The following is a 19,572-nucleotide window of genomic DNA, read 5'->3' on the forward strand; positions in this document are numbered from 1 at the left end:
CGCGGCCGGGGGACAGCTCGTCCCTGTCTATTGCGTATGCGACGGGAAGGCTGCTATGCCTGTCCAGGATGCCGGCCATGTACCGCGGGCTCGTTGCATGGGTGTGCAACACGACCGCAATAGCTGCCGGGAGCTTAGCTGGAAAGTCGGTCAGAACGCGCTTAAGCGCTTCGAGACCGCCGGCAGAAGCGCCAATAACAATGAGCCTGAATTGCCGCATAGACGATGTTGTGCGCCGGCTGGAAGTCAGCGGTATAGGAGATCAATTTCAGCCTGCGCACAATGCCCCTGACGCGGCCGCCCGCGATGCGGAGTTGTCAGATCGACGGGTGTGCCGCTGGCGGGTATAGGGCCTCTCACTTAGATCCTGATCCGCTCAACCTCATCGAGCGACACTTGGTCTTGCCGCCTGTCGTAGAGCCCTGTCGTGCGTGCGCTTTCATGGTTGGCCATCTGCTGAGCCACTTCGAGCTTTCCGCCGTTGCGCAGGTACTCGGTGATGCCGGTGGCGCGAAAGGAGTGGCATCCGACCTTGGTGTCGACCGAGGCAGCCGCGGCGCGGCGGCCAATCATGCGGTAGACGTCAGCCTGGCTCATCGGCAGCGCTGACAGCTGCCCACCTCCCCCCTTGGCCGAGCGAAACAGAAACGCCTTTTTGTCGTCACCCACCCCGGCGGTGCTTAGATACGCATCGACGTACTCTTCGAGGTTGTGGTGGCAGGGCATCTCGTGGACCTTGCCGCCCTTCTCGTGCAGGCGTACCCAGGTGCGACGGCCTTGTATGTATACATCTTCGACGCGCATGCCGATGGCCGCACCGACGCGCGCGAAGGTGTAGACCATCAAGGCGATTAAGGCGCGATCGCGCAGGCCGACTGGCGTGGTGACGTCGATCGCGTCGAGCATCGCCCTCGCCTCCTCGGCGGTCAGCACGGGTGTTTTTCCCTTTCGGACCGAGTGCTTCGGGCCGCGCACCGCGCTGGCCGGGTTGAAGGGCACGACCTGGCCGACCACCAGCCAGTCGAACAGCACACGCAACGCGGCCAGGTGCTGCTTCACGGAGGGTGCCGAGAGATGGCCCTGCAGCTGCTCGACGTAGGCGGCGACGTGAACCGGACGCAGCGCCGCGAGCTCGTGGAGTCCCTGACCCTCGCACCAGGTCGCAAACCCCACCACGGCGCGCGCGTAGGCCCTGCGTGTGTTCGGATTGCGGATGTTGGCGGTGAAGAATTCCAGCGTTCGGTTTGCTGCTGCCGGCGTCGGCGTAAAGAGCGCCGGCAGGCGGGAGGCGACTGAAGCCGAGGTGCCGTCCTCGACCAAGCCGCGGTTCTCAAGCGTCAGATCAAGCATCTGCGTTCATGTCGGGCCTCGCTGCGTGCTCACCGAGGCGCGGTGCCGGCGTCGGCCAGGGCCGTGGCCACGGCGCCTATGCCGGCAATCATTTGATCGGCCCTGGCCGTGCGCTCCTCGTGCGGCAGGTGTGCCTCTGTGAGCTCAAAGAAGATGTCGAAGGTGCTGCGCTTGCAGAACTGCGCGAGCTGGGTGGCTACATGCGGCTCCAGCGTTGCAGTGATCGTCACGGGTTCCATGGAGGCCTCTTGGAAAGCTGCCGGTGCCGCCGGCGCGGGTGTAGCCCCCTGCTGGGGGTATGAGCGCCAAGCGTCAGGTCAAGCATCCCCACGGCCGTCGCCGCCGCGCGCATGGGCCCACCTCACCGCCACTTCTTTGGCGCGCTCTAGCGCCTGCTTTGCGGAGTCGTATCGATTGGGATCAAGAAACAGCGTGCGAACCTGGCCATCAGGTGGCGCCTTGTAACGCACGGCCGCATGGAACTCACCGGTAGGCAGCTGCTCGCCACTGCACAGGAAGTGCCAGCCCTGGCAGTCGAGCGTTTCCATCTCGTCCATCTTTGCCTTCCTGTCGAACGTCTTCATTCATGAATGATAACGTCCTTTATCAATCATATTTTCAGGTTTTACTTGTACGCTTCCACCGCGTTCGTGCCTTGGCAATTTTTTCCTCATAGGCCGAGCCAGCACTGGGCATATGGCTGGAAAGATGAGGTGAAGGTACTGAGACCATCAGCAGGAACGCCAGCCCGCCACTGCAATGACCAGCACAAGCAAGGGTGCCAGGGTGAACATCGTGTAGTACGAAATGGCTGCGCCCATGCTCGGCGCGAAGCCTCGTTGATCGCATCCAGCCATTCCAGATAACCGACATCGGACTGCTTCAGTACCGGGCGATGCCGATGCCCCGGCCTTCGCACGCGCGTACCGGGATGCCGGTGCGCGTGCTGTGGGGTGACTTGGACTCCGCGCTGGGCAAGGACTTCGCCGAGGCTGCGATTCAGTATTGCGGTCAAGGCGAAGTGATCCACGTCGCTGGGGCCACCCACTGGCTGCACCATGAAAAGCCTGCGCCGATCGACTCGTTGGTCGAGTTCTTGACGGGTTGACCGCCCGCAAGTGCGCGCCTCGCTAACCGCCGGGGGCGCCTGACCGTGCAGCGGCCGTCGCGACGCCTTCTTCCTCATCGATCGAGTGGCGCTCCTTGATCGGCCCTGCGGCGTTGGCCCGGGCCGCAAGCCGGCTGTAGAACGCTGCCACCTCGCGCAGATCTTGTTCGTCGAGATCCTCGATGCCGATCATCCGATTGCTCGCCGTCTGGCTGGCGGCCAACAGTTCGTTGATCTTTAAATGAAGCGCCACGCTGTCCTTGTTCTGGCTTTGCTGGATAAGGAACACCATGAGAAAGGTCACGATGGTGGTGCCGGTGTTAATTACCAACTGCCAGTCCTCCGAGTAGCGAAATACCGGCCCCATCGCCGCCCACAGAGCCACCACGGCCAGAGCCAGGCAGAAGGCTGCCGGCGAGCCCGCCCAACGTGTCACGCGGCTGGCAAAGCGATCAAAAATCGAAAGCAGCGCAGAGCGCTGGGCGTAAGACGAGCTCGAGGTGTCGGGCATCGAGCCGAGCGGCTCGTCGGAATCGGGAGAGGGAAGGTGGGAGGCCATAACCGATGTTTTATCCCAAAGCTGTGAAGAGCCTGACCACCCCCAACTTTGTCAACGCTACGATGCAAATAAAACCCGCGAGAGGGTTTTGTCGATAGCTGGAACGCCGGAGCGGAGCGACTCAAGGGTTACACCAGTAACGAGATCGACGCGCCGGCGCACTAACGCGCACCGTGGCAATAGGTCGCCACGGCTCTCAGGCCGTGGCGCCTGCGTTCTCTTCCATCAGCTGTTCCTTGCGGGCGGTTAGCTGCTCGCGCATGCCGACAAGGTCAAGCTTCTTCGCAGCGCGTGCCTTCACGAAGATTTCATTGCGCTCTTCCTTCACGTGGTGGTCGATGTATTCGCCCAGCACAGTGACCTTGGCCGACCACTTCGGGTCGCTCTCATCGCCCGACTGGATCTGCGCGATGAGTTCCTTGGCGCTGGCGTGCTCGACTTCGGCCTCGTCCAGCAGGTCTTCTTCCTTGATCGCCGCGCGCAGCGCGGGATAGAAGATTTCTTCCTCGATCTGCGCATGGACAGTCAGTTCGAGGCAGATCTGGTCTGCGAGCGCCCGGCGCTTGGCAGCGGCGGTCTTGGCTTTGGAAGTTGCGACTTCCTCGAAGTCTTTGAAAAGCGTCTTTACTTTTCGGTGATCTGCGTCCAGCAGGGTGCAGGCATCGATTGGAGCACGTGTTGAGGCCATATTTCTTCTCCGGTTCTTTTCGTAGGGGCCACCAATTTAGGATTCAAGGCCATTCAGTTCACGTAGGACCGCCACTGTTCACTACGTACGAAACATTTCGATGACTACACCCTGAGGCGTGCTTTCAGGGGTTGCAGAAGCTCGCGCCCTCCCTGATTCACTACTTCGCGTTCTTAGCGTCGTCGGTCTTGCGCAGGCCCCTGACGTTCAGGACAGCCAGGCAAACCTGCAGCGCAATCAGTGCGTAGGCGCTCTCGTGCAAACCCCAGATCGTCCAGAGCACATTGCTCACCAAGAACACCCAGAAGCCAATGTTGCGGCGAGCCTTGGCATTCGAGGCCACCAGCCAAGCAGCGCCCAGTGATGCAACGAACGCCGGCCACTGAAGAAGGTCAATAAGGTTCATGTGTTTGTTGAGGTGCTTGGGTTGGGGGGCCTCTTCAGCGTCAGGTACGCCTCACCGAACCGCGTTGAGAGGATCACTGCCTTGTCGCTGCGCGTCAGGCCGCTCGAGGGGATCAGGCAGCCTCCAAAGACTCGCAGTACACAAAGAAATTGCCAATCTCTGCAGTCTTGTCAAACACCGCATGAGCGCCGCACTGCAAGGCGCTACGCTTGTTTTCCGGCGTTGCAGAATTGGTCAATGCGACGACATGCTCGCTTTGAAGCGGGCGGGAGATGCTTGCCATCACCGAAAACCCCGTGCCTCCCTCGATGAACAGGTCGACGACGGCCAGATTCCATTGACCTCGATGGCTTGTGAGCCAGTGGATGGCTTCCTGCTCGCTTGTGGCATGCCCAACGAAGCGCACATCGAGCAAGCTCGACATCGAGTTGACCAAACTTGCGCGAATGGCGGGGTCGTCTTCGACCAAAAATACAAGCAGCGTCATAAGTCCCTTTTTGGGTGACCATGCTGCTAGCTGCTCTTCGAGGACGTGAGGGTTGCAGTACTCGTCCCGCCAGAGAAAACCTACCCGCTTTTTGCATAGATGTGCCAGGCTCTTGATTTTGATGAGGGTCCAGTGACCATGCATCTTGGGCCGTGGAGCTCGTACTTGAGGTTGCCCGCAGGCTCCGACCTCTTGAAGGCCGGTCGGATCGCTCTCTTCAGACCATCGGCGGATCGTTTTCCCGGCCGTATTGCTGCGGCGAGACGATCGCCATGATGAAGTCAGCGGTCGCAGCGTCTGCATCCACTGCGTCGGCGAGGTTCAACCCGGTGCTGCTGAGCCATCCGGCAACGCCGGAATCTGCGCCTCGGCCAGCAACGCCTGGGAGGCGCCGAAGGCGAGGATCGGCTTGCAGTGCCAGTACGGTACCCGCAGAAATTCGAGCGTGTGGGCATCGGCATCGAGCGCTTCGACTGCGTCGGGCCGATCTGGGAAACACCATGGCATCGAACAGGATCCAGGCGAGTTTTCCAACGTCGCGTCTGCAGCAAACGTTTTAACCGCCCGCCAACTATGCTGAAGCGCGAGATGACCGAGTGTCTAAGATATCTGGTAGCTACCTAATAAATTAGATATCTAAAAGATACCATATAGCTATCCGATATCGGTGATATATTGGTAGCTACCAGATAGCTAAGGGATGCCATGCCGACGATTGTTTTTGTCAGTCCCAAGGGGGGTGCCGGGAAGACCACTGCCGCATTGATCCTGGCTTGTGAGCTGGCGCGTGGCGCACCGGTGACGGTCATAGACGCCGATCCGAACCACCCGATCAAAAGTTGGGCGGGTGCTGCCGAGGCGCCGAACCTGACGGTGATCGCCGATGCTGACGAGGAAAACATCTTGGAGCGGATCGAGGAGGCGGCCGCGCTGACCCCGTTCGTGGTGGTCGACCTGGAAGGCACGGCCGCGAAGATCGTGCTGCTGGCGGTCAGCCAGGCTGACCTGGTCATCGTCCCGACGCAGGGCTCGCAGCTTGATGCGGAGCAGGCCAGCCGGGCGCTGCGCGTGATCAAACAGCAGGAAAAAATGTCAAGGCGGCCGGTGCCCTTCACCGTGCTGCTGACGCGTACGAGCGTGGCGATTCGCACGCGCAACATGGCGCACATCCAGCGCGGGCTGCTTGATGCCGGCGTGCCGGTGCTCAAGGCCGAACTGCACGAGCGCGAAGCATTCCGGGCTGTTTTCTCGTTCCGCCAACCGCTGGAACGCTTGAACCCCGCCGAAGTTGGCAACCTGGACAAAGCCATTGCCAATGCCGAAGCGTTCGCCGCCGAGGTGATCGGTTTGCTCAGGGCAGGGCATGGGACTACGGCCGAAGCACAAACCGCCAAGGAGGCTTGACATGAGCCGAGTGAATCCATTCAACGACCTGAGCGACTTCGCCCCCAAGGCGCAGCCAAAGCCGGTCGAGCCTCAGCAGATCGAGCGCATTGCGACCGAGATGGGTTTCCCGAGCCGGCAGCCGGTGGTTGCCGAGACGGTACCCAAGGCGGCGCTGAAGCGCCGGCGCTACACGACAGGCCGTAACCAGCAACTCAACGTCAAGGCCACAGCCGAGACGGTGGCCCGCTTCTACCGGCTGGCAGACCAGCGGGGGGTGCCGTTGGGAGAACTGCTCGACCAGGCGCTGCAGGCGCTGGAAACCGCCACGCAGAAGACGGTCTGAGGGCGCTGCGATGGACAAGAAGGATTCCGAGGAGTGGCTGAAAGCGCGGGTGGAAAAGGCCAATGCCGAGCTGGCGCGCCAAGCCGGCAATCAGGAAGCGCTGCCGGCGCAGTTGCCGCTCTGGCCCGATTCGGTTCGTGCGGTGCCGAACGCGCTGTTGCGCGGCGCTCTTTTCAGCATCAGCAACGTGCGCGATGTCGTCAAGAAGCGGACGTTGCTGGCGTCCGTGAAGGGCATCGAAGTCCGGTTCAAAGGCGAACGCCTGAACCAGACCGATCTGGATACATGGGAAACCATCATCCACTTGGCGCGAACGCAGGATCTGGGTTCGCAGGTGCGGTTTTCCGCGCATTCCATGCTCACGATGCTGGGCCGGCATCACGGCCGGGAGCAGCATGAGCAGCTGAAGGAAGATATTTCGCGGCTGACGGGTGCCGTGGTCGAAATCACGATCAAGGAAGAAGGGCAGGCGTTTGGTGGAACGATGGTGCAAAGCTACTACCGCGACGAGGCCGCGCAGACTTACGTGATCGAGGTGTCGCCGCAGCTCCTCAAGCTCTACCAAGCTGGGAACACGTACATCGACTGGAGCGAGCGGCAGCAGCTGGGCAATGCGAACCTAGCCAAATGGCTGCACGGCTTCTACAGCAGCCATGCAGTTCAGATTCCCTACAAGGTGGCCACGATCCGCGATCTATGCGGCGCCAAGGCGTCCCAGCGGCTGGGCGACTTCCGCAAGCTGCTTCGCACCGCCCTGGATTTGCTGGTGACCAAGGAAACGTCGATCACGGGCTGGTTGATCGACGAGAACGACTGCGTGGTGGTGACGCGGCGTCCTTCAAAGAGCCAGAAGCGGTACCTCGAGCGCTGAGAGGCACGGCATTCCGCTCCCGGTTCGCAGCCCGAAGTCACAGCGCGGCGGCGCGGCGCAGAGGGAGTGCCTACATAAAGCACGGCATTCCGCTCCCGATCGGGGGCCATGGGAGCGCAGTTTGCATGCGAAACGAGCCTTTTGTGGCCGGTCAAAGGGAGAGAGGTCACGGCATTCCGCTCCCTGTGGGCAACGGCACGGCATTCCGCTCCCTGTGGACAACGGCACGGCATTCCGCTCCCTGTGGACAACGGCACGGCATTCCGCTCCCGATGGCACGGCATTCTGTTCCCCAGGGCACGGCATTCCGCTCCCGGCGCAACGGCACTGCGCTCCCGGTGGCACGGCATTCCGCTCCCGGTGGCACGGCATTCTGTTCCCCAGTGGCACTCTCGAAAATCGAAAATCCCCAACTGTATCAACGGGTTACGCGTGCCGCCCTAAAACACTAATCTTCTTCTAATCTTTCTTTAATCTATAAGAAATGGAACGCATAGGCGAGCGTAGAAGCCTTCATAACAGTCCCCCCAAGGGGGGAAATGAAGAGCGCTACGCGCCGACCCCCCTCTTCGGCTCGCTTCGCGAGTCCTGCGCGCTGCGCTTGCCAGGGCTTCGCCCTCGACACAAGGTCTCACCCAAAACGGCTTGGCAACAAAGGGGCGCAAAGGTCAAAGTGGGCTCGTCCTAGCGCTGTAGAGGCCCGTAGAGGCTCGATCACCTCTTAGGGCAGGGTAGGGTGAAGGGAAAGCATTCGACAGCCTCTGTGCGTGATCCATCGGATTAAAGATCGATGACCTTCAACCGTCCCGATTGCTACACTGCCTAGATTTGTAGCGTCGATGTAGCTACAATGACGACGCTCTGCTTCCCCACATATCGCGGCCAAATGGCTACATGCCTCCGCACCCACCATCGGAAATTACATGCAGGCACATGCTGAAAGAAAACTGAAGTCGGCGGAGATCCGATCGCGGATCGAGCCCGAACTCAAGGAAAAATCTGTCGAGGTGCTTGCAAGCCTGGGTCTGGACCTGAGCGACGCGATCCGACTGTTTCTGCGCAAGGTGGTGGATGAGAAGGGCTTGCCGTTCGCGGTGCGACAGCCCAATGCCACGACTGTCGCAGCGATGGTGGAAGCTCGGGAGTCCACCCGCGAGCGCTTCGAGAACTCTGAAAGTCTTTTCGATGCCCTCGAAAGCGCCCCAAAAAAAGAAGCACGCAAGCCTTCCTAAAAGCTCGTCGTTCACCAGGCAGTTCCACAAGGACTGGACCCGCCTGTCGCATTCCGGTCGCCACGACATGAATCGGCCCAAGGAAGCAATGCTTTTGCTCCTGGCCAATGACGGTCCGCTTCCCGCAGAGTGGTTCGACCACGAGCTGCAGGGCGAGTGGGCGGACCACCGCGAGTGCCACGTCAAGGGCGACTTGCTGCTGATCTACCAGGTCGCCGGCGAGCACATCACTTTTGTGCGACTCGGAACGCACGCCGAGCTGTTCGAGTAGGGGTGGCCAGCCAATCGGCCGCCCGGCATCCACGGCCGTTTTTTGGCGGCTCAGCGGTGGAAAAAACGACCAGAGGTTTCCTTCCTTGGAGTCAACAACGTGATCGCACGTGGCGAAGCCACGTGTGGATCGCGCATCCACAGCGTTTCTACCGGCATCCGATGGATCGTCGGTCGGGAAGAAATGGATTTCCGCTTGCGGAAAATCGAGACTCAACCCAACACGCATGCCATTTAATGGACGGAGACAGCGGGGCAGGATAGGCGAAGAGCTAGCACCGGCTGCGCCGGCTCTATCTCTTCGCTCCCTTATTCGCACCTGCGGTGCTCAACGGGAATCCTGTGAACGCGGTCGAGGGTCACAATTTCAGCGACGCCCATCCTGGGCGACGCACAGGGGGGAAATGAAAGTCATCTTTGTTCGCCATGGTGAAAGCACCGGCAACGCCGGCGTGCCGTCGTTCGACCTGTCGAAGCTCGAGCTCACGGCGGCAGGGCATGCCCAGGCGGCCGCCGTCGCGGCCAGCTGGGAGCACCGGCCGGACCTGATCGTGCTGTCGCCCTACCTGCGCACGCACCTCACCGCCCAGCCCACGATCAAGCGCTACCCGGGCGTCCCTGTGGAAGTGGTGCCGATGGAGGAGTTCACGTACCTTGAGCCGTCGCGCTGGAACGGAACGTCACGCGCGGAGCGACTTCCTCATATCGAAGCATTTTGGGAAACGGCAGATCCTGCCTATTGCGACGGCCCCGGTGCCGAGAGCTTCGACACGCTGCTGCAGCGGGTCGACCTCACCCTGCAGCGACTCGAATCTTTGCCGGCGAACGCGCTGGTGTATGCCTTTAGCCATGGCCAGTTCATGCAAGCGGTGCGGGTGACACTGTCGCACCCGACCTGGACCGCCAGGCAGAAGATGGCTCACTTCTGGCCGTTCAGCGCAGAGTTTCCCGTTCTTAACGTCGACCAGGTGGGGGTCGTTTACAAAGCCGGCGTTTGGCGCCTGCTAAACGTCCGAGCAGATCATCCTGAACTCTCTTCGGCAAGCGCCCAATGCCTTTCAGACCTTAGGGAAGTCACGAGACAGTAGGATCACCTCGGCGCAGGCCCATGGGGAGAAGCGAGCGCAGAGCGGAATCACGATTGAGCAGTTGGTTGCTGAGTACCCAGTTGCGCTCAGCATTCTTCGCTTGTGGGGTGACGCCCATGCTGCAGGCGGAAACGTCATTGATGACATAGCCCGGTTGGTTGAGCCATGTCGCGGTGCCGTAAATGCACAGCTCATAACCAGGCACTAGGCAATGTCAGCTCAGGTGTAGCCGGCGAGCACCGTGCCCCTTTCGAGAGCGAAGTGGCTCGCCGTCCGCCCGAAGAAAGCGTCAGGCGGGCAACCTGCAATCAATAATCAGCGGTAAATGTGCTCGCCGCGGTTTTGCTTCCACTGGTCTTCAAAATGGAGCGCGTCTTCGTCACTTTTCGCACGCACACCCATCAGAATTCCGCCCTTTTGGATGCCACTTTCATAGTCCTTGACGCGTTCTTCAGGGATGTTCCATCCGATCAACGCGCCGATCAGGCCGCCGCTCGCAGCGCCGGCACCAGCGCCGGCTGCAGCCGCTGCCAGGGGCCCAGCGATCACCAGGCCGAGTCCGGGTAGCACGAGGTTCGTTCCGAGGGCGGCGATGGCCGCGATCGTGGCTCCAACAGTGCCTCCAATCGCGCCGCCAACGCCGGCTCCCTTGGCAGCCTTGTTGCCGAGCTCCGTTTCAATTCCTGCCTCATCAGAAAAGTGGCGAGTTCGGGTTTCATCCGACATCACCAGGTTGACGTCATCTTTGGAGTAGCCACGCGCCTGGGTGGCGCCATAGGCGCTCTCTGCGCTGGCACGATCAGGGAAAAGGCCGGTGACGAGACGGCCGGAATCGGCGGAGGTGGTGGTATTCATGATCAATCCTTCAAGGTTGGCCAGTGCTACCGGGGGTGGCACTGGCGTTGAGCGCGTAGCGCACGCGCACATTCATCCTCGAGCTCAAAGTGGTCGCAAGCCGTAGAAATTGGCCCATCTCGATGTAGGTACAGGGCTCCTGCTAATCAATGCACGGAAGGGCCATTTTTGGGCGTCAACGTCAGCGCAGGCGTCACTGCCTACGGCGGCGCAGGCCTTGCTCCGATTCCTGCCCAAATTTTGGGCCCCAGGCTGGAGCTTTCAATCTCAGGAGACGCGTCATGAAAGTTTTCGCAACAGCCCTTTTGGGCATCGGCTTGGTGTTGGCAGGTAGCAGCGCGTACGCCCAGGAAGCGATGAAAAAGGACAGTGGCAGCACCATGGTCATGACCTTGCAGCAGTGCAAGGAGCACATGGCAATGTCCCCAGCCGGTACGAAGAAGGACGACGCTCAGATGAAGAAGGACGCCATGTGCTCCGACTTGATGAAGAAGGATGGCGCCACCATGACGAAGAGCGGAACCGCTGCCGAGCCAATGAAGAAGTAGTCACCATTTGAGGGTCTGGACGGCGGTGTCAACAGGCACGGCCGGCTCGATGCAACGCCCGGCGCAGGTGTCCAGTCACCCAGTTTTGTGAGCAGACAGCCCATTGGATGTACTCTTCAGATCAGGATTCGTTCAATCTCGTCGAGCGACAAATGATCCTGTCGGCTGTCGTAGAACTCGGTCGTGCGGGCGCTCTCATGGTTGGCCATCTGCTGGGCCACTTCGAGCTTTCCGCCATTGCGCAGGTACTCGGTGGCGCGGAAGGAGTGGCATCCGACCTTGGTGTCAACCGAGGCGGCCGCGGCGCAGCGGCCGATCATGCGGTAGACGTAGGCCTGGCTCATTGGCAGCGTTGACAGCTGCCCTACCCGTCCTTTGGCCGAGTGGAACAGAAGCGCCTTCGTGTCGTCCCCCACGCCTGCAGTGCTTAGATACGCATCTACGTCTGCTCAAGGTGGTGGTGGCAGGGCATCTCGTGGACCTTGCCGCCCCTCGCGTGCAGGCGCACCCAGGTGAGGCGACCCTGCACATAGACATCCTCGACCTTCATGCCGATCGCGGCGCCGACCCGGGCGAAGGTGTAGACCATCAACCCGATCAAGGCGCGATCACGTAGGCCGACCGGCGTGGTGACGTCGATCGCACGACGGGCTTTTCCGGCGATCGGCTGCGAAGGGGACCCATGTGGACATGCTCTCAACCAAGCCAACGTAGTTGCAGAAGCGACCAGTCAACCAGCTTGAGATTGTTCCGCGAGTCGGAGACGATGCTGTCCGCTGCAGAGCGTCAAATCTAGGGCAGAGGTCGCAGCAGTTCTGATGACACGCATGTCGCACGAATATATCATGACGTGATATATTCGGTCTTTCCCATTTGCTCTCGGTCATGTCATCCGTCCGCAAGCTTAGTAAAAAAGACTTCGAGTCGCTCTCCGAATTCCGCTACCAAATGCGCCGCTTCGAGCGTTTCTCCGAGCGCGCCGCACAGGGCGAAGGCCTCACGCCGCAGCAGTATCTGGTGCTGCTTCATATCAAGGGCTCGCCCGGCCGCGAATGGGCGTCGGTCGGTGAGATCGCCGAGCGACTGCAGTTGCAGCCGCATGGGGCGGTGGCGCTCGTTACGCGCTGCGAGGCGCTCGAACTCGTGGCGCGCCGGCCCAGCGACACAGACCGCCGTCAGGTCGAGATTCACCTGCTGCCCGCCGGCCAGAAGCTGCTCGAGCGCCTGGGCGAACTGCACCGCGCGGAACTCCTGTCGCTCAAGGGCGCGTTCAAGGTGCCGCAGATCGATCTTCCCGACGCACCATGACCCCAGCCTCCCACCCCCCTCGTGGCGACTTTGCCCTCAACGCGCGCCTGCTGCGCATCACCGCCATGGCCATCGCCATCGGCGCCATCAGCACCGTGGCTGCGCGCGTGCTGCTCGATCTGATCCGCTTCTTCACCAATCTCTTCTTCTTCCAGACCTTCTCGCTGGTCGACCGCTCGCCGGCCACGCACACGTTGGGCGCCTGGGTGATCGTGGTGCCGGTGATCGGCGGGCTCATAGTGGGTCTTGTCGCGCGCTACGGTTCCGACAAGATCCGCGGCCACGGCATTCCCGAGGCCATCGAGGCAATCCTGTTCGGCAAGAGCAAGATGTCGCCGAAGGTCGCGGTACTCAAGCCGCTGTCCTCGGGCATCGTGATCGGCAGCGGCGGCCCGTTCGGTGCCGAGGGGCCGATCATCATGACGGGCGGTGCTATCGGCTCGCTGATCGCGCAGTACTTTCATCTGACTGCCGCCGAGCGCAAGGCGCTGCTGGTGGCGGGCGCCACCGCTGGCATGACGGCCGTGTTCGGAACACCGGTGGCCGCCGTGCTGTTGGCGGTCGAGCTGCTGCTGTTCGAGCTGCGACCGCGCAGCCTGCTCCCGGTGGCCGTCGCCTGCGCGGTCGCGGGCTTCACGCGGCCGCTGCTGATGGACGCAGGGCCGCTGTTCCCCCTGCAGACGGCCGTGCCCGGCCCGCTGGCCATGCTGTCTTGCGTGGTGGCCGGCGTGCTGTGCGGTGCGCTGTCGGCCTCGCTGTCGCTGTCGCTCTACAAGGTGGAGGACTGGTTCGGCAAGCTGCCCGTGCACTGGATGTGGTGGCCCGCCATTGGCGGCCTGGCGGTGGGCATCGGCGGGTACTTCCAGCCGCGCGCGCTGGGCGTGGGCTACGACGTCATTGGCGACCTGCTGCACGGACATCTAGCGCTCGGCGTGGTGGCCGCGCTGCTGGCCGTGAAAGCTGTCATCTGGGTCATCTCGCTGGGCTCTGGCACTTCGGGCGGCGTGCTCGCGCCGCTGCTGATGATGGGCGCTGGCCTGGGCGCGGTGCTGTCGCACGTGCTGCCCGGCAACGACCCGATGTTGTGGCCGCTGGTGTGCATGGCGGCCACCCTGGGAGGCGTAATGCGCGCGCCGCTCACCGCTACCATCTTCGCCTTCGGCCTCACGCACGACAGCAATGCGCTGCTGCCGCTGCTCACCACCTCGGCGGTGGCCTACGGCTTCACGGTGCTCACCATGCGCCGCTCGATCCTCACTGAGAAGATCGCGCGCCGCGGCTATCACATCTACCGCGAATACGGCATCGATCCGCTGGAGCGCCACTCGGTCGACGAAGTGATGACGCGCGAAGTGCGTAGCATCGACGCGGCGCTGCCGGTGGCGCAGGCGATGTTCAAGTTCTTCGGCGAGGGGCAGGCACACCGCGCGTTTCCGGTGCTACGAAACGGTGCGGTGATCGGTATGGCCGACCGTGCAATGCTGGCCGCGCTGGGCACACGCAATCCGATTGCCACGGTGGGCGATGCCTGCGCCGATGTGCCGCTGTACTTCGCGCTGCCAAGCGACAACTGCCGCATGGTCGCGACCCGTCTAGCGCGTCATAGGCTCGAACGCTTGCCTGTAGTGAAGGACGCGCAGTCACTGGCACTGGTGGGCCTCGTGGCGCGCAGCGACCTGATCAAGCCTTCGCTGGCGCATTTCGAGGAAGAAGAAAAGCGCGAGCGCGTGCGCGGACTGCCCTGGCAGGGCTAAGTGCTGGGGGGTCAGTAATTCAATGCTCACGGACTTTGTGCTCGATGTTCTGGAGCAAGCGCTGCACGGTAAGCGGCCAGTCGGCTCACCTTGAGACTGTCCCTTGAGCCGGAGACGATGCTGCCGGATGCATGCCGCTGAAGCGCACGGGAGTAGCATTCCTGTGATGGACATTGCCCGCCCGACTCGCCGACGTCTGGCCTGGATTTACACGCTCAAGTTCCAGATCGTCGCCATTGCCGTGGCGGCCGCAGCGGCGGCCGCCGTCGTCACTGCCCATTTCGCGTTCGTTACTACCGAAAGCAACATGGAGCAAATCCTGGTGCAGGGCGAAGGCGAGGACGCCGAGCGCACCGCGACGCTGCTTGGTACGAAGGTCGACATGCTGCGTGACGCGCTGAAGGCAGCGGCACGGCAGTCTCCTGACGAAATGTGGACCGACCCAGAGGCCATGCGGCAGTACCTGCTGGCCAACGCGGCCCTTGGATCGCTGTTCGAGGGCGTTCTTGCGGCCCGGTCCAGTGGCGATCTGCTCGGGCGCGTCTCCCTGGGCAAGCTCTCGTCGGACCTGCCCAACATCCGCGATCGGACCTATTTCCAGCAGGCGCTGAAGACCGACCAGCCCGTCATCTCCGAGCCGTTGGCGGCCAAGCGCGTCAATACGCCCGTGGTCGTCATGGCGATCTCCGTGCGGGGCGCCGGCGGCGAGGTGCTGGGAGTCCTCGCCGGGGTGTTGGCGCTTAATTCGAACAACCTTTTCTCTGCGGCGGCGCGCACAGTTCGCGAGAAGGCGTCGCGCGTCCTTGTCATGAACCGCCAGGGGGTGCTCATGGCTCACACCGATCCGGTGCGTCTTTTGGGACGTGCGGCCGACGAGCAAGGGCTTACCGACGCATTCGAACTCTGGCGTGCGTCCGGCAGTTCGATAGACACCATCGCCAGGACCACGTTGAGCCGGGGGCACCTGGTGGCGATGGCCGGTATCCCAGACACCGATTGGACTTTGGTGCGCCTGACCCCCTTGGCGGTGGTGCTCGCGCCGTTGGCTTCCGCCCGCAAGACAGCTTGGCGCTCCGCCGCCTGGGTGGCGCTCGCGGTGGCGGCACTCTCCGGCGGGCTGGCGTGGCTCATCACTCGTCCGATTTCCCGGCTTCGCTCGCGTGCCAACCTGCTGTTGTCGGAGGGCGACTTTTCCGCGGAGGATTGGCCTCGCGGACACGGCGAGGTGGGACAGTTGGGACGAGCGTTCGCGCGGGTGGTCGAGCAGCGCCACCAGAAGCAGGAGGAGACCGACGCCCTTCTCTCGCAAATCGAGGCCGTGCTCGACCACGCCGACATCGGCATCGCGCTCACGCGTGAGGGTCGATTCGAGATGGTGAGCCGGGAGTTCTGCGAAGTGTTCGGACTCAAGAGAGGCGATCTCGTAGGCCGGCCTGCGTCCACTATCTATCCCACCCAGGAAGCTTATGACGAGCTCTCCGCGCGTGCGGGCCCCGCCTTCATGCGCGACGGAGCGTTCAATGGCGAGGTCGAGCTGATGCGCTCCGAAGGCAAGGTCTTCTGGGCCCGGTTGCGTGGACGGGCTGTGGCGCCGGGGGACCGCTCCAAGGGCACCATTTGGACAGTGGAGGACGTCACAGCGTCGCGCGCGCAGCGCGAGCGCCTCACCTGGACCTCAAGTCACGACTCGCTGACCGGGCTGGCCAACCGCGCCGCTTTCGAGGAAATGCTGGAAGCAGCCACCGCGCGCGCTGTCGACGAGCCGTTCTGCGCGATGTTCATCGATTTGGATCACTTCAAACAGGTCAACGACACGGGCGGCCATTCGGCGGGCGACGCTCTTTTGCGCGATGTAGCGAGCGCTCTGGCAGGCCAGGTGCGCCTGGCTGACACCGTGGCTCGCCTCGGCGGCGATGAGTTTGCCATTCTGCTTCGTGGATGCGCATTGCCAAGCGCAACAGAGGTCGCGGAAAAGCTGCGCCTCGCAGTCGAAGCCTATCGATTGGTTTGGAACGGCCATTCGTTCGGCGTGGGCGCGAGCATAGGTGTGGTCGCCGTTGATGCCTCTTTCAAGGACGCAGCTGCCGTCCTGAGCGCCGCCGATTCGGCCTGCTACGCGGCAAAGGCGCGAGGACGCAACGCCGTGGCCGTGTTCCGCGCATAGCAGCTCCCACGCATCTGAACAGCCGCGTTGAAGAAAGGATGCCCCACGATCTCACACCCCAATCGATCTGCGCTGCGTCGTCAAGGTGAGTAGAGTGGTCGCTTACGCTGCACGAGCGGTCACCGCCCTTCATCCCGGTAACGATGCCGCAGGCGTCGGCACCAGCGAAGGCAAAGATCCGCGTCGAACTCCGTCGCGGTCCGACGGCCATCATCGTGACCTGGCCGGCGGCGGCGGCCGCTGATATCAAGGCTGCGGGCGAGAAAAGACGTTCACCAAGCTGCCATCTGGATCTCGAAGCAAAAGCGAGCGATTTCCCCAGGGCATCACTGTGGGCTCTTGAACCACTTCGACGCCAATTCCAAGCGAAGACAGCACGGCACCGACGTCCTCAACCTCGAATTCAAGGATCGCCGAGCGATTGGCCGCCGCAGGCGCCGCGCCAGCGTTGAACCGTTGAATCAAGGCCTCGGAGCTGATTGCGAGTGTTGCGCCCGGTAGGCGTACTTCAGCGAAGCCGTCGGCAAGATGTACTGCGGCCACGCCCGACAGGCGGGCATAGAAAGAGGCAAGACGTTCCACGTCGTTCGTGACTAGGCGGACTGATGCAAAGTTCAAGGGACTCTCCAGTTGTCGAATGAGACCTGGAGTCTAGAAAGGGAGGCTGTCAGATTCCGGCAGTATGGTGAGGCCACTCGTCTTTAGCATTTGCCGCCATGCATCCAGAAGCACATTTTTTGGCTTCGGTTGGCGCTCTTCGAGCGGCTCCAGCTGAACAATCAGGTCGGCCCGGAAATTTCGAAAGTCACCGCGCAACTCGCACCACGCGGCCAACACCCGCGCTTCCTCAAAATACACCACGGCAAACGGCCAAATCACACGATGCGAGATCGCGCCTTGCTTGTCTCGATACGTGAGTTTCATCTTGAGGCCACCTCGTATCGCTGCCCGCATCGGCTCGATCGTCGCGGTGGGCGCCGACTTGCGCAGACTAGTACCGACGAGCAATGCGGACGTTTCCAACTCGCGTCGCAAGGCACGGGGGAGCACAGCAGCAATTCGTGCCGCGGCGTCGCGAGCACCAGCCGCAAGGACAGGGTCTCCTCGGTCGGCAACCCAGCGCATTCCGAGCATCAGCGCCTCGACTTCAACCGAGCTGAACATGAGTGGCGGCAGCACGAAGCCAGGCTTCATGACATACCCGTATCCGGGCTCCCCGTCGATTTCGGCGCCCTGTGCCTTCAGGCTGGCGATGTCTCGATACAGCGTCCGCAGGCTCACGGCCATTTCGCCGGCCAGTTCCCACCCACTTACAGGCCTTCGATGGCGACGCAGCAACTGCATGAGCTGCAAGAGACGTTCGGATCTCGACATCACGCAATGTTAGGGCACCGGCGCGCCTGCCCGCTTCCATTCGTTCCAATCGAAGGGCCCAGTGGCGGCAACAGGTCCGAAGCCGCCGTCCACCTTTGAACTCTCGCTGGTCAGCTTCCGGCACCCAAATCCGACCAGGGGGCGAAAGCTTTGGATCGGGAACAGTCCCACGGCCTTCGAATTCGAGCGTCAGCCATGCGCCGGGCAGCGGTCGTTCGGTCAGGCCCGCAAGTCCAGATGCCGTCCCTGGTCGCTTGCGATCAATTCGGCGTAGAGCCGGTGAATTTCTTCTTCCCATGCTGTCCCCGCTTCCAGCAACGCCCAGTCTGATTCGATTTGAGTCGGTCGAGCCGTGGCGGGGCCATGGGTGGGGTACGGGATCAGATGAAACCCAGCCGCTCGAAGGGCCAGTTCCTTCTCAAAAAGGCTTGGAGAGTTCATGGTTTTTCCATGCGACGGCACTTCACAACTGACCTGCAACCATGACCGCCTGCAGGGCAGGTGCTAGGCAGGCATTTGAAGGCCGCGTTGAAAACTGTCTGACTCCAAAAGGAAATTTTGATGTTCACGACGCGTGTTTTGGGTAAGCCGGAACATGTTGGCCAAGAGCGAGAAAGCTCGCCACGCTAAGCATCAACTCTATGTCGACCTGTTCTGGATCTCGCGGAACCACGTCGAAATGGCAAAGGGTCCCAAGGATCTCGCCGGAGCTGTCCATGATTGGCACGCCGCAGTAAGACAGCACCTGCTCGCGGGCAGGATGTGCTGTCAGTCGGGTATCTACCAGTGCATTCGGCGTACGGAAAGGCTGGCCAGACTCCCTCACGTAACAGCAGTATGTTGCCGTGGCCGGCACCTCCACGGCGCTGAGCTGCTCAGGATTTTCGCGGTCGTAGTGCACTGCAGCATTGGCCTTGCCGCCCTGCATGCGCCAGATCCCGATGAACCGATAGTCGGTCAGCCTTAAAAGGTCGGCCAGCGCTTCACGCAGTTCGGCGCCATGGACCTTCACAGCGAAGTTGGCAAATACGCGTTTGTTATCGGGTCGCATCGGAGTGGAGCAAAGGTTGTGTTGTCTGACATTGCACAGGCACCCAAGAGTCTAAATTCGTGCCTCCGATGTGTGACAGCAACCGGATTCCCCGGCCCTGGCGCCGGGGTTTTTTTGGCTCGCCTCGCGCAACATCTCGCGCAGATAATGCGCTTGGCACGAGAGGATAAAGCTTTAGCTCTTTTCGAGAGCTTGTCCGTTCAGTATGACACCCGAATATTGGGTGTTCACCTGCTCCTGGTCAGTTTCTCAATCAGGTCGCCAAGAGAGTTTTTAACAGTGGGCCAAGGCGATCCAGTGGCAGGACATGGTCAGGACTGTCATGAAGAATCGCATTTATCGGCATACCCGGTGCCTGCGCATCTGTCTGGCTCTGCACCACGGATGTGCCGCCGTGCTTTTTCACCTCCTGCAGCCCTCTACTGCCGTCACCATCGCCTCCTGTCAGAACGACCCCAATGACCTGCCGCCCGAAGACGCGGGCGGCGCTCGTAAATAGGGCATCCGCGGTAGGGCGGTGAAAATTGAACTTGGGGCCCGAGTCAAGGCCTAGGCGACGGGTTTGCCGAACCACCAGGTGTGTACCCGGAGGGGCTAAGTAAACGCGGCCGGGGGACAGCTCGTCCCTGTCTATTGCGTATGCGACGGGAAGGCTGCTATGCCTGTCCAGGATGCCGGCCATGTACCGCGGGCTCGTTGCATGGGTGTGCAACACGACCGCAATAGCTGC

General features: G+C 61.8%; 28 protein-coding genes. 11 read left to right on the forward strand and 17 right to left on the reverse strand.

Annotated elements, in window-relative coordinates; translation table 11 throughout:
• From VLK31_RS35290 to VLK31_RS35305, 4 genes are all read right to left on the reverse strand, one after another.
• Positions 1-220 (reverse strand): chemotaxis protein CheB (locus VLK31_RS35290; protein WP_409173152.1); only part of this gene is annotated, 220 nt, incomplete at its 3' end.
• A 140-nt stretch (positions 221-360) separates the two neighbouring features.
• Positions 361-1,350: a tyrosine-type recombinase/integrase gene (locus VLK31_RS35295; RefSeq protein WP_409173153.1), complete on the reverse strand. Its 990-nt coding sequence runs from the start codon at positions 1,348-1,350 to the stop codon at positions 361-363.
• 29 nt (positions 1,351-1,379) lie between these two features.
• Positions 1,380-1,589 carry a hypothetical protein gene (locus VLK31_RS35300; protein ID WP_409173154.1) on the reverse strand — a complete coding sequence of 70 codons (210 nt, stop codon included), beginning with the start codon at positions 1,587-1,589 and terminating at the stop codon, positions 1,380-1,382.
• A 78-nt stretch (positions 1,590-1,667) separates the two neighbouring features.
• Positions 1,668-1,934 carry a hypothetical protein gene (locus VLK31_RS35305; protein WP_409173155.1) on the reverse strand — a complete coding sequence of 89 codons (267 nt, stop codon included), beginning with the start codon at positions 1,932-1,934 and terminating at the stop codon, positions 1,668-1,670.
• A gap of 311 nt (positions 1,935-2,245) precedes the next feature.
• Here VLK31_RS35305 and VLK31_RS35310 point away from each other — a divergent pair, with 311 nt between their 5' ends.
• Positions 2,246-2,458 (forward strand): alpha/beta fold hydrolase, encoded by a 213-nt coding sequence (locus VLK31_RS35310; protein WP_409173156.1) that lies wholly within the window; start codon positions 2,246-2,248, stop codon positions 2,456-2,458.
• Between the two features lie 22 nt (positions 2,459-2,480).
• On the opposite strand, the gene VLK31_RS35315 is transcribed toward VLK31_RS35310, so the two are convergent.
• The 5 genes from VLK31_RS35315 to VLK31_RS35335 form a co-directional block, all read right to left on the reverse strand.
• The gene (locus VLK31_RS35315) at positions 2,481-3,017 is read right to left on the reverse strand and encodes a low affinity iron permease family protein (RefSeq protein ID WP_409173157.1); all 537 of its coding nucleotides are present in this window, start codon (positions 3,015-3,017) and stop codon (positions 2,481-2,483) included.
• A gap of 196 nt (positions 3,018-3,213) precedes the next feature.
• The gene (locus VLK31_RS35320) at positions 3,214-3,705 is read right to left on the reverse strand and encodes a hemerythrin domain-containing protein (protein WP_409173158.1); all 492 of its coding nucleotides are present in this window, start codon (positions 3,703-3,705) and stop codon (positions 3,214-3,216) included.
• 160 nt (positions 3,706-3,865) lie between these two features.
• Complete coding sequence (locus VLK31_RS35325) at positions 3,866-4,111, reverse strand: hypothetical protein (RefSeq protein ID WP_409173159.1); 246 nt, start codon at positions 4,109-4,111, stop codon at positions 3,866-3,868.
• A gap of 112 nt (positions 4,112-4,223) precedes the next feature.
• Positions 4,224-4,598: a response regulator gene (locus tag VLK31_RS35330; RefSeq protein WP_409173160.1), complete on the reverse strand. Its 375-nt coding sequence runs from the start codon at positions 4,596-4,598 to the stop codon at positions 4,224-4,226.
• Between the two features lie 321 nt (positions 4,599-4,919).
• Positions 4,920-5,105, reverse strand: a complete 186-nt coding sequence (locus VLK31_RS35335; RefSeq protein WP_409173161.1) for a hypothetical protein — start codon at positions 5,103-5,105, stop codon at positions 4,920-4,922.
• Between the two features lie 198 nt (positions 5,106-5,303).
• Here VLK31_RS35335 and VLK31_RS35340 point away from each other — a divergent pair, with 198 nt between their 5' ends.
• From VLK31_RS35340 to VLK31_RS35365, 6 genes are all read left to right on the forward strand, one after another.
• Complete coding sequence (locus VLK31_RS35340; protein WP_409173162.1) at positions 5,304-6,002, forward strand: AAA family ATPase; 699 nt, start codon at positions 5,304-5,306, stop codon at positions 6,000-6,002.
• Between the two features lies 1 nt (position 6,003).
• Positions 6,004-6,327 carry a hypothetical protein gene (locus tag VLK31_RS35345; RefSeq protein ID WP_409173163.1) on the forward strand — a complete coding sequence of 108 codons (324 nt, stop codon included), beginning with the start codon at positions 6,004-6,006 and terminating at the stop codon, positions 6,325-6,327.
• A gap of 10 nt (positions 6,328-6,337) precedes the next feature.
• A complete protein-coding gene (gene trfA / locus VLK31_RS35350) occupies positions 6,338-7,198 on the forward strand; it encodes a plasmid replication initiator TrfA (protein WP_409173164.1) in 861 nt (286 codons plus the stop codon).
• Positions 7,199-8,121: 923 nt separating this feature from the next.
• The gene (locus tag VLK31_RS35355; RefSeq protein WP_409173165.1) at positions 8,122-8,430 is read left to right on the forward strand and encodes a type II toxin-antitoxin system RelB/DinJ family antitoxin; all 309 of its coding nucleotides are present in this window, start codon (positions 8,122-8,124) and stop codon (positions 8,428-8,430) included.
• Positions 8,384-8,701, forward strand: a complete 318-nt coding sequence (locus VLK31_RS35360; RefSeq protein WP_409173166.1) for a type II toxin-antitoxin system YafQ family toxin — start codon at positions 8,384-8,386, stop codon at positions 8,699-8,701. The genes VLK31_RS35355 and VLK31_RS35360 overlap by 47 nt, the downstream gene beginning before the upstream one ends.
• Before the next feature lie 403 nt (positions 8,702-9,104).
• On the forward strand, positions 9,105-9,788 hold the full coding sequence (locus VLK31_RS35365) for a histidine phosphatase family protein (protein ID WP_409173167.1): 684 nt from the start codon (positions 9,105-9,107) through the stop codon (positions 9,786-9,788).
• A gap of 315 nt (positions 9,789-10,103) precedes the next feature.
• On the opposite strand, the gene VLK31_RS35370 is transcribed toward VLK31_RS35365, so the two are convergent.
• A complete protein-coding gene (locus tag VLK31_RS35370; RefSeq protein WP_409173168.1) occupies positions 10,104-10,643 on the reverse strand; it encodes a hypothetical protein in 540 nt (179 codons plus the stop codon).
• Positions 10,644-10,924: 281 nt separating this feature from the next.
• Between VLK31_RS35370 and VLK31_RS35375 the strand changes: the two genes are divergently transcribed.
• Positions 10,925-11,191 (forward strand): hypothetical protein, encoded by a 267-nt coding sequence (locus VLK31_RS35375; protein WP_409173169.1) that lies wholly within the window; start codon positions 10,925-10,927, stop codon positions 11,189-11,191.
• Between the two features lie 116 nt (positions 11,192-11,307).
• Here VLK31_RS35375 and VLK31_RS35380 read toward each other — a convergent pair whose 3' ends face one another.
• Positions 11,308-11,607, reverse strand: a complete 300-nt coding sequence (locus VLK31_RS35380) for a tyrosine-type recombinase/integrase (protein ID WP_409173170.1) — start codon at positions 11,605-11,607, stop codon at positions 11,308-11,310.
• Between the two features lie 23 nt (positions 11,608-11,630).
• Positions 11,631-11,780, reverse strand: a complete 150-nt coding sequence (locus VLK31_RS35385; RefSeq protein WP_409173171.1) for a hypothetical protein — start codon at positions 11,778-11,780, stop codon at positions 11,631-11,633.
• Positions 11,781-12,076: 296 nt separating this feature from the next.
• On the opposite strand from VLK31_RS35385, the gene VLK31_RS35390 reads away from it, so the two are divergent.
• From VLK31_RS35390 to VLK31_RS35400, 3 genes are all read left to right on the forward strand, one after another.
• Positions 12,077-12,499, forward strand: coding sequence for a MarR family winged helix-turn-helix transcriptional regulator (locus tag VLK31_RS35390; RefSeq protein ID WP_409173172.1), 423 nt, complete (start codon positions 12,077-12,079; stop codon positions 12,497-12,499).
• Positions 12,496-14,253, forward strand: coding sequence for a chloride channel protein (locus VLK31_RS35395; protein ID WP_409173173.1), 1,758 nt, complete (start codon positions 12,496-12,498; stop codon positions 14,251-14,253). Before VLK31_RS35390 ends, VLK31_RS35395 begins: the two co-directional genes overlap by 4 nt.
• Before the next feature lie 166 nt (positions 14,254-14,419).
• Complete coding sequence (locus VLK31_RS35400) at positions 14,420-16,417, forward strand: diguanylate cyclase domain-containing protein (RefSeq protein ID WP_409173174.1); 1,998 nt, start codon at positions 14,420-14,422, stop codon at positions 16,415-16,417.
• Positions 16,418-16,663: 246 nt separating this feature from the next.
• Here the strand turns inward: VLK31_RS35400 and VLK31_RS35405 are convergent, their stop codons facing one another.
• The 5 genes from VLK31_RS35405 to VLK31_RS35425 all read right to left on the reverse strand — a co-directional run bounded on the left by VLK31_RS35405 (position 16,664) and on the right by VLK31_RS35425 (position 19,566).
• Complete coding sequence (locus VLK31_RS35405) at positions 16,664-17,035, reverse strand: VOC family protein (protein ID WP_409173175.1); 372 nt, start codon at positions 17,033-17,035, stop codon at positions 16,664-16,666.
• Positions 17,036-17,068: 33 nt separating this feature from the next.
• Positions 17,069-17,770 (reverse strand): helix-turn-helix transcriptional regulator, encoded by a 702-nt coding sequence (locus VLK31_RS35410; RefSeq protein ID WP_409173176.1) that lies wholly within the window; start codon positions 17,768-17,770, stop codon positions 17,069-17,071.
• 240 nt (positions 17,771-18,010) lie between these two features.
• Entirely contained in the window at positions 18,011-18,232 is a 222-nt protein-coding gene (locus VLK31_RS35415; protein ID WP_409173177.1) for a hypothetical protein, read from the reverse strand.
• A 124-nt stretch (positions 18,233-18,356) separates the two neighbouring features.
• Positions 18,357-18,842 carry a GAF domain-containing protein gene (locus VLK31_RS35420; protein ID WP_409173178.1) on the reverse strand — a complete coding sequence of 162 codons (486 nt, stop codon included), beginning with the start codon at positions 18,840-18,842 and terminating at the stop codon, positions 18,357-18,359.
• A 253-nt stretch (positions 18,843-19,095) separates the two neighbouring features.
• Positions 19,096-19,566, reverse strand: coding sequence for a chemotaxis protein CheB (locus VLK31_RS35425; protein WP_409173179.1), 471 nt, complete (start codon positions 19,564-19,566; stop codon positions 19,096-19,098).
• Positions 19,567-19,572 lie beyond the last annotated feature (6 nt).

The sequence above is a fragment of the Variovorax sp. H27-G14 genome (genome assembly GCF_046156345.1).
Taxonomy (GTDB): Bacteria; Pseudomonadota; Gammaproteobacteria; order Burkholderiales; family Burkholderiaceae_C; genus Variovorax.